The 14,700-nt window shown below is 40.7% G+C and carries 16 protein-coding genes, 1 other RNA gene, 1 pseudogene and 2 riboswitches; of the genes and pseudogenes, 11 read left to right on the forward strand and 7 right to left on the reverse strand.

Annotation, left to right across the window (positions count from 1 at the left end; genetic code table 11):
• Positions 1–281: 281 nt before the first annotated feature.
• Genes JCM19033_RS25370 through garR form a run of 3 tightly spaced genes read right to left on the reverse strand, consistent with a single transcriptional unit; the run spans position 282 to position 2,619 of the window.
• A complete protein-coding gene (locus JCM19033_RS25370; RefSeq protein WP_269758069.1) occupies positions 282–821 on the reverse strand; it encodes a nucleotide-binding domain containing protein in 540 nt (179 codons plus the stop codon).
• A complete protein-coding gene (locus tag JCM19033_RS25375; RefSeq protein ID WP_269758070.1) occupies positions 821–1,732 on the reverse strand; it encodes a four-carbon acid sugar kinase family protein in 912 nt (303 codons plus the stop codon). The genes JCM19033_RS25370 and JCM19033_RS25375 overlap by 1 nt, the downstream gene beginning before the upstream one ends.
• A gap of 5 nt (positions 1,733–1,737) precedes the next feature.
• A complete protein-coding gene (gene garR, locus JCM19033_RS07895; RefSeq protein WP_054635913.1) occupies positions 1,738–2,619 on the reverse strand; it encodes a 2-hydroxy-3-oxopropionate reductase in 882 nt (293 codons plus the stop codon).
• Between the two features lie 196 nt (positions 2,620–2,815).
• Between garR and JCM19033_RS07900 the strand changes: the two genes are divergently transcribed.
• Complete coding sequence (locus tag JCM19033_RS07900; protein ID WP_054635914.1) at positions 2,816–3,421, forward strand: GntR family transcriptional regulator; 606 nt, start codon at positions 2,816–2,818, stop codon at positions 3,419–3,421.
• A 234-nt stretch (positions 3,422–3,655) separates the two neighbouring features.
• Here JCM19033_RS07900 and JCM19033_RS07905 read toward each other — a convergent pair whose 3' ends face one another.
• The 3 genes from JCM19033_RS07905 to JCM19033_RS25385 form a co-directional block, all read right to left on the reverse strand.
• Positions 3,656–4,198 carry a DUF4334 domain-containing protein gene (locus JCM19033_RS07905; RefSeq protein WP_269758071.1) on the reverse strand — a complete coding sequence of 181 codons (543 nt, stop codon included), beginning with the start codon at positions 4,196–4,198 and terminating at the stop codon, positions 3,656–3,658.
• Positions 4,199–4,402: 204 nt separating this feature from the next.
• Complete coding sequence (locus tag JCM19033_RS25380; protein WP_374701217.1) at positions 4,403–4,675, reverse strand: YitT family protein; 273 nt, start codon at positions 4,673–4,675, stop codon at positions 4,403–4,405.
• A gap of 156 nt (positions 4,676–4,831) precedes the next feature.
• A complete protein-coding gene (locus JCM19033_RS25385) occupies positions 4,832–4,993 on the reverse strand; it encodes a YitT family protein (protein WP_269758072.1) in 162 nt (53 codons plus the stop codon).
• Positions 4,994–5,150: 157 nt separating this feature from the next.
• Here JCM19033_RS25385 and JCM19033_RS07920 point away from each other — a divergent pair, with 157 nt between their 5' ends.
• The 3 genes from JCM19033_RS07920 to ssrS all read left to right on the forward strand — a co-directional run bounded on the left by JCM19033_RS07920 (position 5,151) and on the right by ssrS (position 7,467).
• Positions 5,151–5,594 (forward strand): Lrp/AsnC family transcriptional regulator, encoded by a 444-nt coding sequence (locus JCM19033_RS07920; protein WP_054635916.1) that lies wholly within the window; start codon positions 5,151–5,153, stop codon positions 5,592–5,594.
• 195 nt (positions 5,595–5,789) lie between these two features.
• The gene (locus JCM19033_RS07925; protein ID WP_054636008.1) at positions 5,790–7,184 is read left to right on the forward strand and encodes a sodium:alanine symporter family protein; all 1,395 of its coding nucleotides are present in this window, start codon (positions 5,790–5,792) and stop codon (positions 7,182–7,184) included.
• A gap of 97 nt (positions 7,185–7,281) precedes the next feature.
• Positions 7,282–7,467, forward strand: a non-coding RNA gene (gene ssrS / locus JCM19033_RS22050) — 6S RNA.
• A gap of 77 nt (positions 7,468–7,544) precedes the next feature.
• Here the strand turns inward: ssrS and JCM19033_RS07930 are convergent.
• A complete protein-coding gene (locus JCM19033_RS07930; RefSeq protein ID WP_054635917.1) occupies positions 7,545–7,739 on the reverse strand; it encodes an aspartyl-phosphate phosphatase Spo0E family protein in 195 nt (64 codons plus the stop codon).
• A 416-nt stretch (positions 7,740–8,155) separates the two neighbouring features.
• Between JCM19033_RS07930 and JCM19033_RS07935 the strand changes: the two genes are divergently transcribed.
• The 7 genes and pseudogenes from JCM19033_RS07935 (at position 8,156) to guaA (ending at position 14,436) form a co-directional block, all read left to right on the forward strand.
• A complete protein-coding gene (locus JCM19033_RS07935) occupies positions 8,156–9,148 on the forward strand; it encodes an AAA family ATPase (RefSeq protein ID WP_374701218.1) in 993 nt (330 codons plus the stop codon).
• Complete coding sequence (locus JCM19033_RS07940; protein ID WP_054635918.1) at positions 9,148–9,537, forward strand: hypothetical protein; 390 nt, start codon at positions 9,148–9,150, stop codon at positions 9,535–9,537. Before JCM19033_RS07935 ends, JCM19033_RS07940 begins: the two co-directional genes overlap by 1 nt.
• A gap of 56 nt (positions 9,538–9,593) precedes the next feature.
• A complete protein-coding gene (locus JCM19033_RS07945; protein WP_054635919.1) occupies positions 9,594–10,343 on the forward strand; it encodes a DUF58 domain-containing protein in 750 nt (249 codons plus the stop codon).
• A gap of 16 nt (positions 10,344–10,359) precedes the next feature.
• Entirely contained in the window at positions 10,360–10,557 is a 198-nt protein-coding gene (locus JCM19033_RS07950; protein WP_054635920.1) for a hypothetical protein, read from the forward strand.
• Positions 10,557–11,081 carry a hypothetical protein gene (locus JCM19033_RS07955; RefSeq protein WP_054635921.1) on the forward strand — a complete coding sequence of 175 codons (525 nt, stop codon included), beginning with the start codon at positions 10,557–10,559 and terminating at the stop codon, positions 11,079–11,081. Before JCM19033_RS07950 ends, JCM19033_RS07955 begins: the two co-directional genes overlap by 1 nt.
• The gene (locus tag JCM19033_RS07960; protein WP_054635922.1) at positions 11,039–12,529 is read left to right on the forward strand and encodes a transglutaminase domain-containing protein; all 1,491 of its coding nucleotides are present in this window, start codon (positions 11,039–11,041) and stop codon (positions 12,527–12,529) included. The genes JCM19033_RS07955 and JCM19033_RS07960 overlap by 43 nt, the downstream gene beginning before the upstream one ends.
• 47 nt (positions 12,530–12,576) lie before the next feature.
• A riboswitch (purine riboswitch) is annotated at positions 12,577–12,676 on the forward strand.
• Between the two features lie 222 nt (positions 12,677–12,898).
• Positions 12,899–14,436 (forward strand): annotated as a pseudogene (gene guaA / locus JCM19033_RS07965) (glutamine-hydrolyzing GMP synthase).
• Positions 14,437–14,525: 89 nt separating this feature from the next.
• A riboswitch (purine riboswitch) is annotated at positions 14,526–14,627 on the forward strand.
• Positions 14,628–14,700 lie beyond the last annotated feature (73 nt).

Raw genomic sequence — 14,700 nt, forward strand, 5'->3', positions numbered from 1 at the left:
AACTTGCTGAATAGCTTCTATTAATTCCTTTTTTTCAAGCCTATTACTAGTAAGAAATACATCAATTAATGCCTGCAACCCAAAATCGCCCAAGGTTTTGCCTGCGTCCTAACCAATATCCCCTATAATACCTATGCCCTCTAGATAGCCCCAGTAAAACACCAGCATAGCTTCAACTTCTGACTGCACCTTTGATAGTGTTAAGATTTTGTTTTAATGCCATGTAGTAGAAAAGGGACCTACTGTAGTTATTGGTCTTCCACTTCACTCAGAGGATTGGATCACTTACTGTTTTTATCATTGGTATCCAAGTGCTCAATAATATTTTTCAAAGTGTCCTTTGTACCGACATTTCCTGGGAAAATAATATATGGCAGGCCAGGAAATTTACTTCCCGCATCGGTTGTCCATACTGGCACCCCAGGAGAAATTTGACCGGCTACAATCGCTTTTGTAACTCCTAACCCATTTGTACCGATATCACTGGATGTGATTCCACCCTTAGCAATGATAAAGGAAGGGCGAACAGCAAATGACTTTACTACATCAGTGAGGGCATCTGCAATTTTTACGGAAACGGCAAGTTTTTCATCTGCAGAAGAATGTTCAAGATTAACAAGTTCTCTTCTTGTATAAATTACAGCGGTTTGGCCTTGTTCTACCGCTTTCTCTGCTTCATTCCTAATTCTGTTTTGTTCTTCCGAAAATGCCTCTTTATTAAAAACTAAGTGGCAGTCGAACTCAATAAATGCCAGGCTTGTTAGCTGTTTTACTTGCTCAAGCTGTTCGGTTGTCTTCCTAACATGAGAACCAACAACCACTAATCCCCCATTTTTGAAGAACTGTCTCTAAGCTCTTGGCTGCTCAAAAGAGGTCTCGAAGAGATGTTCCCGATGATTTTTGTGAAAGTAGCCCCAGTTCTGAATAAGAACTGTTTTTGTTTAAAAAGAGCTTTTAGCAAGCCAATGCTGAAAACTCGAATGTCTTCCTCATTAACTGCATTCACTATTATTTTTTGAAAAGAAGTCGCTTCCATTAACTTTTCTTTAACTGCTTCTGTATTACCGCTTCGTATGAGCGGCAGGTCAATCGAAATAGCTTCTTCTTTGCTGAATAATCCATTTGTTTTTTCTTCAATATATTCCGCTAAATCGCTTGATGAGAAGCCGAAAGAAGGGTCCTTGGCAAATTCCGTTTCACCAACAGGTATCAAGGTGTTTTCCTGCTTTACATAGTGAACGTTATCGATTGTCCAGCGTCCGCCTTGTTCAAAAAAGGGTATAATAATTTCACCATCAAAGGCAGTTTCTTTTGAACAAGCTTCCAAGGATTGTCTCAAGGTTTCCGTCTCTAAAGGATAGTGACCTCTCATAGTCGAATCACCGCGACTTATAATAAGAAAAGGAATACCTAGTTTTTGAGATACATGATTAATTCTTTTTGCTATCGTTTGATGTACATCTTCTGTTTCTTTCACAGAAAATGAACGGGAGTTAGTTAAAATGAAAAACATTTGGTTTTCTTCATTGAAACCATCCTCTATTGACGTTAGATCCCAGTTGGTATAAACAGAGACTCCGTGCACCGTCTGTACGCCAGTTGGATCATCATCCAGTACGATAATTTTATGTTTGAATTGCCGGTAAAGTTCATCCCATTCTTGTTGAATTGATTTGCTTTGCTGTTGGGGTAATGCTTCTAGTGTTTTCGTTGCATCTAGTTTTGAAGACATTTGAATTATCCTTTCTGTAAAGGGGTGTGCTTTTCGTAATATTTTAGGAGACCGGCATGGTCTAGTTCTGCTTTGCCATCATTTACTAATTCCTTAAACATATCTAATACTTGATTCGTAACAGGCAGGGGAATATTTAGTGTTTCTCCCGTTTCAACTACGTTAGTGAGGTCTTTGGCGTTAATATCAATGCGGCCACCAGCTTTAAAATTTTCCTCTAGTATTAATGGGATCTTAGCTTCTAATACTGCACTTCCTGCTAGCCCGCCTCGAATTGCTTGAAACATCTTCTCAATATCTATTCCAGCTTCTGATGCTAAATTTACAGCCTCAGACATCGCTGCGATGTTTGCGTTTACAATAATTTGATTAGCCAGCTTTGTTGTCGTCCCGGCACCGGTTTCGCCTACTAAAATGACACTGCCAGCAACTCTATCTAAGATAGGCTTAACTTTATTGAATGCAGCTTCTTCTCCGCCGGCCATGATTGAGAGTGTTCCGTCAATGGCTTTTGGTTCTCCGCCGCTTACGGGTGCATCAATAAATTGGGCATCTATTTCCAGAAGTCGTGCATGCAATTTACGAGACATGACAGGAGAAATTGAGCTTAAGTCAACCACAATATGGTCAGAATGAAGCCTGTGAATTAATCCGTCGGTTCCGGTAACTACTTCTTCGACATGAGTGGAGTTGGGCAGCATAGTAAAAATAACATCACTTTTAACTGCCACGTCTCCTGGATTTTTAGCAGGTAGTGCTCCTTTATTTTGTAGATAATCTACCGCATCCCGGTTTATATCAAAAACAGTCACTTGGTAACCGGCTTTTAATAAGTTTTCAGTCATTGGTTTACCCATAATTCCTAATCCGATAAATCCTAATTTCATAGTTCTTACCCCTTTCAAATGATAAGGCTTTCAAGGATATGTAATATTGTATACTATTTAATTAATAATGTATACATTTTGAAAATAATAGTATACAAAAGAAGCTTTTAACTTTATACTTTCAACGGTATAATATAGAAACCAGCTTTATAGATTGGAGGGTAGCGCAAGGTAGGTATCTTGTGGCTAGAATGATATGGAAAAAAAACAATCTGCTTCGTCAATTGCTTATGTATATATCAGAGATCAAATTTTAAATGGATCATTTCCCCGAGGGACGAAATTAACTGAAGTAATGCTTGCAAAGGAGCTGGGTATCAGCCGCACTCCGATAAGAGAGGGCATTCGGAAACTTGAAGAAGAGGGATTGATTCAAAAAAAACGAGTGATTAATCCTACTGAGAAAGATTTGATAAATACGTTTGAAGTAAGGATACTCCTTGAGAGCTACGCGGCGAGAAGTGCGGCTTCCTTTATGACGCCTGCTGAAATGGATGAATTATATAACTGTATTAAGGTTGCAAGAGAGGGTATAAATGATGAGATAATGGCGGCCAACAAGCGCTTCCATGATCTTATTGTTCAATCGAGCAGAAACCAAATATTAATTGATACGATTGAGAGAATGCAATCAATAATCTTTTTATTTAGAAAAACTGTTGTTTATCATAATCGCCCAAACCTCATTGAGGAACATGAAGAGATGTACCATGCAATAAAAAAGAGAGACCCAGACAAAGCTGAAATTCTAATGAAAGACCACTTGAAGGCAGACCTCCAATTCTCTCTTCATGCATGGTAAAGAGTCTAGGTAACCGGAAAGAGATGTGTCGATCTAATGGGAAAACACGTCTAACGAGAAAGTGGTTGAAGCGGGTAGAAATGGGTAATGATTGAAATAGAGAATGTAGACAGTTGTCTGCTTACGATAGGATCGGTGATGCTAGGGGCAGGAATAAAGAAAAGGGAGAAGGTAACAATATTACAGATTATCCAGCTGACTAACTAAACGGGACTCACTGTAGGGTCCCGTTTTTTAATAATAGGAAACTCTGTCTAGAGTAAAAAAGAAGGGCTTCTGTTCTTTTTTAAAGTCCATCATTCCCACGACGGTGTTGTCATCTACTTTTTTAAAAAGGTCCTGAATAGGGTGCTGATCATAAATCATGGCGGCTGTCAGCTTCCCATGGTTTTCATCCATTCGTAGTCTTGCTTTGCTTTCTGTTGTGTGGAGAAGAGGGGAGAAAAAAGGAAAAGCTTTTTTCATTGCTTTTTCAGGGATTTTCTCTAGAGGGAGCTGTAAAGGCAGCAGACCGGGATTCACGTTGTAGAGCAAGCCGGATTTCTTTTGAAACACGAGGGGATGAACGTCTTCATTGTTAATAAATCGTTTTCCGTACCAAGGAACTGCTTCCAGTAAGCCGTTCAGAGGGTGTTTTGTTTTCAGTTCCCTTCCTTTCCAGGTTCCATGCATAAAAGTACGATCCACACATTCCAGCCTTTTAAAAAAGGATGTCACTTCTTTTTCTGTAAGGTCGCTTCTTTTGTACATGGCTTCTAAATCAGCTTTATTCTTCACTCTTTTTCCCTCCTGTTCTTGATTGGTATAAAATAAAAAAACGGCTGGTTTTCCAGCCGAAGAAGAGGGGTTTCACATTATCATGTATTTTCCCAATCACAACGTTTTCTAAACAGGTAACATGAAAAAAGCCCCCATACAAGAGGGCGCGTGGGATCTGATCAATTATTGTAAGAAAGCTCTTTTGATTTATCTCCAAAGCTCTTAGCTTTCTCTTCTGCTTCGTTTTTCTCGGCAATTTTTTGTTTTAAAGTAGCTGATAATACACGATGTAACGATGATTGATAAAACAGAAGCGAATCCGCTTACTAATCCTATTGCGTACATGCCAGTCAGGACTACAAAGAAGTCAAAAAGAAAATTTACTTTTCCAGGGTTCCAATTAAATTTCTTATGAAGGAACAGAGCAAGAATGTTAGCACCGCCAAGAGAGGCGCCATTTATAAATAGTATGGAAATACCAAGCCCAATACTCATTCCGCCTACAACTGCCCCTACGAAGGTTCAATTGAAAAGTCCGGGAGAATAAAAGCTGAGCTGCCAGTCATTACTGATAAAACAGTGACTGCAAAGATTGTAGACAGGGTAAAGTGCCATCCCATTCGAAGAACGGAAAACACATAAAAGGGAATATTAAATTAAAAAGAAAACCAAAGCAAACTGTAATGAGGTAAGGTAGGATACGTTTAAGGAAAGTCCAGCAGTACCGCCGGTCACAATTTCAGCATGGTTAAGAATAACAACGCCCACACTTGTAAGTAAACAACCAAACAAAATATTTATTATTCTTACCATGTGTTGTGTTCTCCTCCTTGAATTTTTTCTCATATATCAATGTTAGAATATATTTTGGGTAAATTACATACAAAAAAGAATGTATTTCATTCCCAAAGCCTTCAATTTAATATAATATAACTTTAAAATCCTTCATTATGGAAAGTGGGTGTCCCATATGGATGAAATTGATACTAGATTGTTAGAAATTCTGCAATTGGATGGCCGTATAAAGATCAGCGACCTTTCAAAACGTTTAGCGTTAAGCAGGCCGAGTGTGGCAGAAAGGCTGCATCGTTTAGAAGAAAACGGTGTCATAGAATGGTACGGGGCTAAGGTTTCTCCAGCAGCAATTGGACGAGGAGTTATGGTCTTTATTCAGGTGAGTGATCTCAAAATAACTCCTAAGGATTTTGAGGAAATGATTAAGGAAGAAACCGATATTATAGAATGTCATCGTGTGACCGGCACCGTAGGCTATTTTCTTAAAGCGGCGTTAACAGATATGGACAGTATGAGGATTCTGATTGACCGGCTGATTCCTTATGGCAATATTAATACCTCTGTCGTTTTAACTTCACCAGTACCCTATCGGACCCTTCTCCCTAAAGCAAAAGAGTAAACACAAAAATCCCTGAATCCTGTGATTCAGGGATTTTTTATGGTGAAAAGGGACAGTCGAAATGTAAAATTTGTAAAAAACCGATAAATTATCTGACAATAAACGGTACAAATTTACAACAGCCATGTAAAGTATGAAGTATCTTTTCACACATTCCACAAAGAGAGGGGATTTGTTTTGCAGACAATAATTGATATGTTAAACGATTTTTTATGGACGTATGTGCTGATTGCAGGCTTACTTGGCGCTGGGGTTTGGTTCACTGTACGTACCCGCTTTATGCAGTTTCGCTACCTTGGCGAAATGTTTAGAGTATTGTTTGACAAAACAAGGGATGTTGAAGGGATGAAGAGTATCAGCTCCTTCCGGTCTTTCTGTATAGGAGCAGCAACGAGAATTGGAACAGGAAACCTTGCCGGGGTGGCGGTGGCGATCACGCTTGGAGGACCCGGGGCGATTTTTTGGATGTGGCTGGTGGCTTTAGTCGGCGGGGCAACAGGTTTCATTGAAAGTACTCTTGCCCAGGTATTTAAAGTTCGGGATAAGGATGCTTATCGCGGAGGGCCTGCGTACTACATTCAGAAAGGGTTAAATATGCGCTGGCTTGGTATTTTGTTTGCTATATTAATTGCTATTACGTTTGGTCTTATCTTTAACTCTGTACAAAGTAATACCATAGCAGGCGCTTTTGATAATGCGTTTGGTATCCCACCTGTTGTGATGGGGATCGTCATGACAGTTCTGACAGCCGCTATTATCTTTGGCGGTGTCCACCGAATTGCAAAGTTTTCGAGTATTATTGTGCCAATCATGGCTGTAGTATACGTAGCCATTGCTATGGTGGTTGTTGCGATGAACTTTAGTGAGATTCCAGCTGTACTTGGGTTGATTGTCCGCAGTGCTTTCGGCCTTGAGCAGGCATTGGGTGGAGGCATTGGCGCAGCAATTATGATGGGTGTCCGGCGGGGACTTTTTTCCAACGAAGCGGGGATGGGAAGTGCCCCGAACGCAGCTGCTACAGCAAACGTTACTCACCCGGCTAAGCAAGGGTTTATTCAAACCTTAGGTGTATTTGTTGATACGCTGATTGTCTGCTCAGCTACTGCCTTTATTATCTTGCTTAATGCTGACTTTGCTGGAACAGGAGCCGAAGGGATTGGCCTTTTGCAAGATTCCCTGAGCCTTCAAATAGGCGGCTGGGCCAGTTACTTTGTTGCTTTTGCGATATTTACCTTTGCGTTTAGCTCCATTATTGGAAGTTACTACTATGGTGAAACAAATATTGAATTTATAAGAAAGAACAAAGCATTTGTGAACATTTACCGTTTATTAACTATGGCGTTGGTAATGTTTGGTTCCACAGCCAGTCTAGGACTGGTTTGGGACTTAGCAGATGTATTTATGGCCTTGATGACAATTATCAATTTAGTCGGGATTGTGCTGTTAGGTAACATTGCATTCAAGGTTCTAAGGGATTACGAAGAACAGCGTAGAGAAGGACTTGATCCTGTATTTTCTCCTTCTAAACTAGGGATTGAAAATACGGAAGCATGGGAAGAAGAAGAAAAATCAGACAAAATGGTTGTATAAGAAAAGAGTTAAAAGCCGTTGATACTGGTTCAATTTTGCTTTTAAATTTCATTCAAAATGGTATTGATTATCTCATGAAGGTGGTGTATTATATTTTCACAAGCTGCTTTGTGCGTGACTAATATATGTTTCAACCTTTAAGCTAAAATAGGGAGTTTTACATTGAGGTATGGAAGTCAAGCCTTCATGAAAGTAAGAAGGAAGACGGAAGTATTTCTGCAAACACCCACTTTCTGAAGTGGTGGTTTGGAACTCTATTATTAAGCGGCATAGCGGCCAAACTTTATCTGCAAAGGTCAATTCCTATATGGAATTGGCTTTTTTTACATAAAAAAATAAGAGCTTTCTATAAGAGAAGCTCTAATAATCTTTAAGTACAGGTCTGAAGCTTTCTTTTGTTTGGTCTATTCCTTGATATTCATTTAAGAGAACATCAAGTTTTTGACTACAGGTTACTGTTTTGGTGTGAGTCAGACCGAAACGTTTCGCTGTATAGAGCATTTCTTTTCTTTTTAGTTTGATCAAAAGCTGTAATAAATATTTCCTTTCATTCATTTCCTTTTCCTCCAGCTAGTAGTTGCTTTTGGTCTAGGCATATCTGAAAAAAACTCAGCTGTTCAAAAGCACATAGCTCATCATACATGCTGCCGAATAAAAATTCTGTCGAAATGTAGGATGTTCAAATATTTTTTCAGGAATATTTTCTTCTATAGAACTTTTTTACCGTTCTTTGAAGTTGTTCTGCTTTCATCCCATATCAGCTTCTCTACCAAGTAAAACTTAGAACCTGATAGCAGAGTTTATCTTACCTGAATCTTACCAAAACGGTTCCGTAGACTAGTGTTCCTCCAGGTTATGAACCTGCTTCAAGGGTGAAATTGAATAGAGAGTTTTTTTTAATTCTATCAATTTTTGGATGTAAAAAAGAAGCCAAAGAAACGAGTAGAATGTTATGATAAGGTGGAGCAGTTGTGCTCGCAGGTAAAGTGAAAAATGGAGGAATAGATGTGAAAATAGATCGTTCCGCACTTCAGACAGTGATAGAGAATATAGAGCGTGTGGTTGTAGGTAAGCGGAAAGAAATAGAATTAAGTCTCACCGCTCTTTTGGCTAAAGGACATGTACTGCTAGAGGATGTTCCTGGGGTGGGGAAAACAATGATGGTTCGGGCCATTGCCCGTTCAATAGGCTCTGAATTTAAGAGGATTCAATTTACCCCTGACCTTCTTCCATCGGATGTTACAGGGGTTTCTGTATACAACCAAAAGTCTATGAGCTTTGAATATCGCCCGGGACCGGTAATGGGCAATGTAGTTCTGGCAGATGAAATCAACCGAACATCTCCTAAGACTCAAGCCGCTTTACTCGAAGCGTTAGAAGAGAGCAGTGTAACGGTTGATGGAGAAACGAGAAAGCTTCAGGAATTGTTTTTTGTGATGGCCACTCAGAACCCTATTGAATATGGTGGCACCTATCCACTTCCTGAGGCACAGCTTGACCGCTTCTTATTCAAATTAAAAATGGGTTATCCAGACTATGAGGAAGAGCTGGAAGTGTTAAACAGGATCGAACAAGGTCATCCCATTGAAGAAATTGAACCAGTGTTAACTATAGAAGAAATCATAGATATGCAGAATGAAGTGAAAGAAGTTTACGTGGATCAGGTTGTTAAACACTATATTATTTCACTTGTGAATGAAACAAGAGAACATAAAGAAGTCTATCTTGGAGTGAGCCCACGAGGATCAATTGCATTAATGAAATCTGCCCAGGCTTTTGCTTACATTAATGGAAGAGAATATGTGATTCCAGACGATGTTAAGGAATTAGCTCCTTATACTTTGAGTCACCGTATGATCCTGCGGTCAGATCTCCAAATGACTAATCGGACTGGTGAAGATATCGTAAGGGACATTCTTTCACAATTAAAGGTGCCTGCCACCAGGAAAGAAGCTGTTCGCTAATGGAGGAAAAGGGCCGCCAGGCTGTAAAGGCCATGAAATTCTTTTTCCTCCTTTTGCTTCTTGCTGGCTTATATGCCTATGCCATGTTTCAAGGCGGATTTGTAAGCTGGTTTTTGTTTTACAGTGCTGTTTCTTTGGTAGGGATAAATCTTCTATTTGTTCTATTTCCCTGGAGGATGGTAGAGGTCAAGAGAAGTATTGAGACAACGACGCTTCCTAGCGAAGGAATTTGTGAGGTTACCTTAACTGTTACAAAAAAAGCTCCGTTTCCCCTTCTTTATTTCGCCGTTAAAGACAATGTGCCTGAAGGATTGCAGGGGACTGGGAAACCTGCAGGCATGGTCTTTTTTTCCCCATCGGAAAGACGTTCACCTATTCCTATGAGGTAAAGGGTGTACAACGAGGTGAATATGTTTTCTCTTCAATTGATCTTCAGGCAGGAGACATGTTCGGCTTCTTTAAAAGGCAAAGAAGAGCAGAAGAAAAGACAACACTCCTCGTTTATCCTTCTATTCACCCTTTGCGTAGTTGGAAGACTCACATGGAGAAGGATGCTGAGACTGAGGCTATTTCAACAAAAGTTTTAGAAGAAGCCTTATCCGTAGCAGGGGTCAGAGAATACGTACCTGGGGACAGAATGACAAGTATTGACTGGAAAATTTCTGCCCGGGCTGGAAAGCTGGTAACAAAGGAATTTGAGGCTCAAGAGGGAAAAGGCTACACGTTGTTTTTCGATCCATTTCAAAAAACAAAGGACCATACGTCATTTGAACTTGCCATAGAGTTTTCAGCTTCATTAGCTGATTTTTGTTTAAAGAAAGGAATACCATTGGGCTTCTTATTGATGCAGGTTGATAAAGAGAAACTGGAAAAGGCAAGCAGTAAAGCTCATTTTAAAGAGGTTTTTGAAGAGCTCTCAAAAGCCTCTCCCCAGTTACATTCATCCGTGCTCCATTCCCCGCCCAGCCTCGAGAAGAAAGATGGAGTTGTATATGTAGTTACTGATGTAAATGAGAAAGTAAAAGATCATATACAGCAGCTTTTATACCAGAGAAGAGAGGTTATCGTAATCTTTGTAAATACACGGTCCTTCGATGATAAGAGCGGTGAATTAAAGATACTGGATAATATAAAGCTTCAGGGTGCACAGGTGTTTCATGTGAAAGATTATCAATTTAATATAGATGCTAGGTAAGGACAGGTGGGAAAATATGAGGAGATTAGTAGGGTCCTTGCGTACACCCCGTCACTTTTTTGTTTATATGCTTGGTTTTTTACTGTTAACTGAGTGGCTGATGCCTCTTCCTGCTGTATCGGATACAGGTTTCATCTCTTTGTATGTAGGGGCAACAGCGCTCTTTTTTATGCTGACTTTTTTTAGAATTCCCTGGTGGCTCTCATCCCTTTAATGGGGATCATTATTATGTACGGGCTCCATCTTATATTTTTTCCGTATACATTTATGAGTGGTCCCTGGTGGCAGTTCTTCCTTTCTGATATAGGAGCGAACCTTTCATTAATAGCAGGTGGAGAATGGTTTTTCCTAACGGAAATGTTCAGGAGTTTTCTCTTTTTTATTTTAATGGCTATTATGAGTTATTTGATTTATTTCTGGGTGATTTACGTCCGGCGTATTTTTTTCTTTTTTGTAGTGACAGTAACGTATATTGCGGTTATGGATACTTTCCTTCCATACGACGGAACGTTTAGTATATTAAGAGTGTTTTTCATAGGGTTTCTTTTACTTGCTGTCCTCCAGTGGGACCGTGTGACAGGGGAATTTCCTGGCAGGGTAAAGTCCGGCCTGTGGGTTAAGTGGACATCTCTGGCTTTGGTTCTATTGTTCGTAGCAGGAAGCGTGGGAATCGCTGCTCCTAAAGAGGAACCTCAATGGGAGGATCCGATGCCGTTTTACAAAACCAGTCTGGGGTGAACCCAGGAGGGAGTGGAGAGACGGTAGAAGGCACACAGCGCATTGGCTACGGAGATAATGATGAAAGGTTGGGCGGAGGATTTGAGATGGATGAGTCCCCTGTCTTTCGAGCCTGGGCAGAACGAGGCCACTATTGGCGCGGTGAGTCAAAGAATGTCTACACAGGTCACGGCTGGGATGCTGATACTCCGGAAGAAAGAGCTCCTCAAAGCATGCACTATGAGGAAGGCATTCCTGTAGAGGAGCTGGACACAACGATAGAATTTGCGGAAGGAAGATCCTACGGCTTGCTATTCTATCCAGGGGAGCTTAGAGATGTGAACGTTCCCGGTGCTGACGTCACTCCATCAGTTGACCGGCATACAGGCCAGGCGGAAGTCCACTCAGAAGGATCGCATCTTGAATCTTCCCCCTATGAAGTATCTTATTCTTACCCTCAATTTCCTATCGAGAGAATGAGGGAGAATGCTTCAAGTGATCCTGATGATATTGAACACTATTATTTACAATTGCCAGACGAGCTTCCAGAACGGGTGGCAGATTTAGCTGAAGAATTGACTTCCGGGCACGATAATCGATATGACAAAGCCCGGGCAGTAGAAAGTTATTTAAACAGTTCAGAGTTCACTTATGAGACAGAAGATATTGCTGTGCCTGAAGAAGGACAGGATTATGTTGATCAATTTTTATTTGAAACCCAAGAGGGTTATTGTGACAACTTCTCTACCTCTATGGCTGTCCTCCTTCGTTCAGTTGATATTCCGACGCGCTGGGTCAAAGGGTTTACGAGGGGAGAAGAAGTAGAATATACAGCAGAAGGTTCTCTCTACGAGATTACAAATGCAAACGCTCATTCCTGGGTAGAAGTTTATTTTCCGGATGTAGGATGGGTTCCTTTTGAACCGACTCGGGGATTTTCATCTTCCTTTGATTATATTTTTGAAGAAACAGGCTTCCAGGATGAGGATTGGGAAGCAGAACAAACGGATCCATCTGAGGCAGACGTTGAGGAAGAACAAGAAGAGGGAGCTGCAGAAGAAGAGGAAGAAGAGGAAGCAGGAGCGGCTTCCGTAGAGGGGAGTATTCCCTGGTGGGTCTTTGCACTTCTGGCTGTTTTAGCTTTAACAGCGTTTATTTTTAGGCATTCGGTAATGAAACAAGTGACTCTCCTTCGATATAAAAAGGTTGAAACAAGCGAGGCGGCCTCTTTCATGAAAGCCTTTGAATCCCTCCTCTGGCTTTTAGGGTTTAATGGTATGAAAAGGGAAAACGGAGAAACACTCCGAGAATTTGCTGGCAGAGTCGATGAGGCATATGGGACAAAGGAAATGAGCTTACTGACAAGCTATTACGAAAAAATGTATTATGGAAATAAAACCACAGGCCCTGCAGACTGGAGCAGTGAAAAGAATGTCTGGGCAGGCCTCGTGAAGCGAATCGAGCCTTGACCGCAATAAAAGCGGTTGATAGAATATAACTCGTGTTTTAATGCAGAGAAGTCAACGTCATACACCTTCGTATATCCTGGGGATAGGGCCCAGAGTTTCTACCTGGTTACCGTAAATAACCAGACTACGGAGGCAGAGATATAATAGCTGAAGAATAAGCATGAGAAGCTAGAATCTGCCTTTGTTTTATTAGGTAATTCTGGCTTCTTTCTATTTAGGGGAGTTATTTTTGAAAATAGTATCCTGAATTTCAAGAAAACTTTTCTTTTTCTTCACTTTTCGTTAGGATAGTGGAGAATAATAAGAACATATGTCGGTTTATACAGAGCTTATTCATATCAAAGAAATACAGATAAAGGTGGAGAGAAAATGGAAAACATCCATGAGAAAATCATTGTGTTAGATTTTGGCGGTCAGTACAATCAGCTCATTACAAGAAGGATTCGGGATTTGGGAGTCTACAGTGAGCTTCATCCCAATTCTATATCTGCTGAAAAGGTAAAGGAAATGAAGCCGACTGGAATTATCTTCTCCGGCGGGCCAAATAGTGCTTACGTGGAAGGAGCACCAGGCTGTGATGCGGAAATCTTTGAACTTGGCATCCCTATCCTTGGTATTTGCTACGGCATGCAGCTTATGACTCACCATTTTGGCGGGAAAGTAGAAGAAGCCTCTCACCGTGAATATGGAAAAGCTCTTATTACTGTCGAAAACAACTCCCTTCTTTACAAAGATCTTCCAGAAGAGCAATCTGTATGGATGAGTCATGGTGATTTAATTAAAGCTCCTCCAGAAGGATTTACGGTTGATGCAACCAATCCATCCTGCCGGTAGCGGGAATGAGTGATGAAAGCCGGAATTTTTATGGCGTTCAATACCATCCAGAGGTAAGACATACACAATTTGGAGACGACCTGCTAAAAAACTTTGCATTTGAAATCTGCGGGTGTAAAGGCGATTGGTCCATGGCCAATTTTGTTGACGAGCAGGTTGAGCTGATCAGAGAACTTGTAGGCGAAAAGAAAGTACTGTGCGCCTTGAGCGGTGGAGTAGACTCCTCAGTTGTAGCTGCTTTAATCCATAGAGCCATTGGCGATCAGCTTACGTGTATGTTTATTGATCATGGTCTTCTTCGTAAAGATGAAGCCGAAGGTGTAATGGAAACCTTCAGCGGTGACTTTGATATGAATATGATTAAAATCGACGCGCAGGAACGTTTTCTCTCTAAGCTAAAAGGGGTTTCCGATCCTGAAGAAAAGCGTAAAATCATTGGTAATGAATTTATTTACTTGTTTGAAGAAGAGGCCGGCAAGCTGACAGATATGGATTATTTAGCACAAGGAACTCTCTATACTGACATTATTGAAAGTGGAACAGATACGGCTCAAACAATTAAGTCTCATCACAATGTGGGCGGCCTTCCTGAAGACATGAAGTTCGATTTAATTGAGCCTTTAAACACTCTCTTTAAGGATGAAGTACGTAAGCTTGGAACCGAGCTTGGGGTGCCTGATGAAATCGTATGGCGTCAGCCATTCCCTGGGCCAGGCCTTGGTATCCGTGTTCTTGGTGAAGTCACAGAAGAAAAATTAGAGATTGTCCGCGAATCCGATGCCATTCTTAGAGACGAGATCAAAAAAGCCGGCTTGGACCGTGAGATTTGGCAGTACTTTACGGCTCTTCCTGATATGCGCAGTGTAGGGGTAATGGGAGATGCTCGTACGTATGACTATACAGTAGGTATCCGTGCTGTGACTTCCATTGATGGAATGACTTCAGACTGGGCTCGTATCCCGTATGACGTGCTTGAGAAAATATCAACTCGAATCGTAAACGAAGTAAAGCATGTAAATCGAGTAGTGTACGATATTACTTCAAAACCGCCTGCGACAATTGAGTGGGAATAAATTACCGAATAATTACAAGGGAAATATAAATATTGTTCGTTTTTTCTGTTGACTCACGACGTGATTGCTGATAAAGTAAAAAATGTCGAAAGTCGTCATGTAAATATGTTCGTATAATCGCGGGAATATGGCCCGCGAGTCTCTACCAAGCTGCCGTAAATGGCTTGACTACGAAAGATCTACTGCAGAAAAACGAACGGACTATTTTCTGTAAGGATTTTTTGTTGTTGATGCTTCAGGTAGATACCTGAAGCATTTTTTATT

Source organism: Thalassobacillus sp. C254 (genome assembly GCF_001310615.1).

Coding starts and splice junctions, on each gene's coding strand:
- JCM19033_RS25385 (WP_269758072.1), bottom strand. CDS start 4,993: ATGGTAAGAATAATAAATATTTTGTTTGGTTGTTTACTTACAAGTGTG.
- JCM19033_RS07930 (WP_054635917.1), bottom strand. CDS start 7,739: ATGAATGAAAGGAAATATTTATTACAGCTTTTGATCAAACTAAAAAGA.
- JCM19033_RS07945 (WP_054635919.1), top strand. CDS start 9,594: ATGTTCGGCTTCTTTAAAAGGCAAAGAAGAGCAGAAGAAAAGACAACA.
- JCM19033_RS07950 (WP_054635920.1), top strand. CDS start 10,360: ATGAGGAGATTAGTAGGGTCCTTGCGTACACCCCGTCACTTTTTTGTT.
- garR (WP_054635913.1), bottom strand. CDS start 2,619: ATGAAATTAGGATTTATCGGATTAGGAATTATGGGTAAACCAATGACT.
- JCM19033_RS07925 (WP_054636008.1), top strand. CDS start 5,790: ATGTTAAACGATTTTTTATGGACGTATGTGCTGATTGCAGGCTTACTT.
- JCM19033_RS07955 (WP_054635921.1), top strand. CDS start 10,557: ATGGGGATCATTATTATGTACGGGCTCCATCTTATATTTTTTCCGTAT.
- JCM19033_RS07960 (WP_054635922.1), top strand. CDS start 11,039: ATGGGAGGATCCGATGCCGTTTTACAAAACCAGTCTGGGGTGAACCCA.
- JCM19033_RS25380 (WP_374701217.1), bottom strand. CDS start 4,675: ATGAGTATTGGGCTTGGTATTTCCATACTATTTATAAATGGCGCCTCT.
- JCM19033_RS07920 (WP_054635916.1), top strand. CDS start 5,151: ATGGATGAAATTGATACTAGATTGTTAGAAATTCTGCAATTGGATGGC.
- JCM19033_RS07900 (WP_054635914.1), top strand. CDS start 2,816: ATGGAAAAAAAACAATCTGCTTCGTCAATTGCTTATGTATATATCAGA.
- JCM19033_RS25375 (WP_269758070.1), bottom strand. CDS start 1,732: ATGTCTTCAAAACTAGATGCAACGAAAACACTAGAAGCATTACCCCAA.
- JCM19033_RS07940 (WP_054635918.1), top strand. CDS start 9,148: ATGGAGGAAAAGGGCCGCCAGGCTGTAAAGGCCATGAAATTCTTTTTC.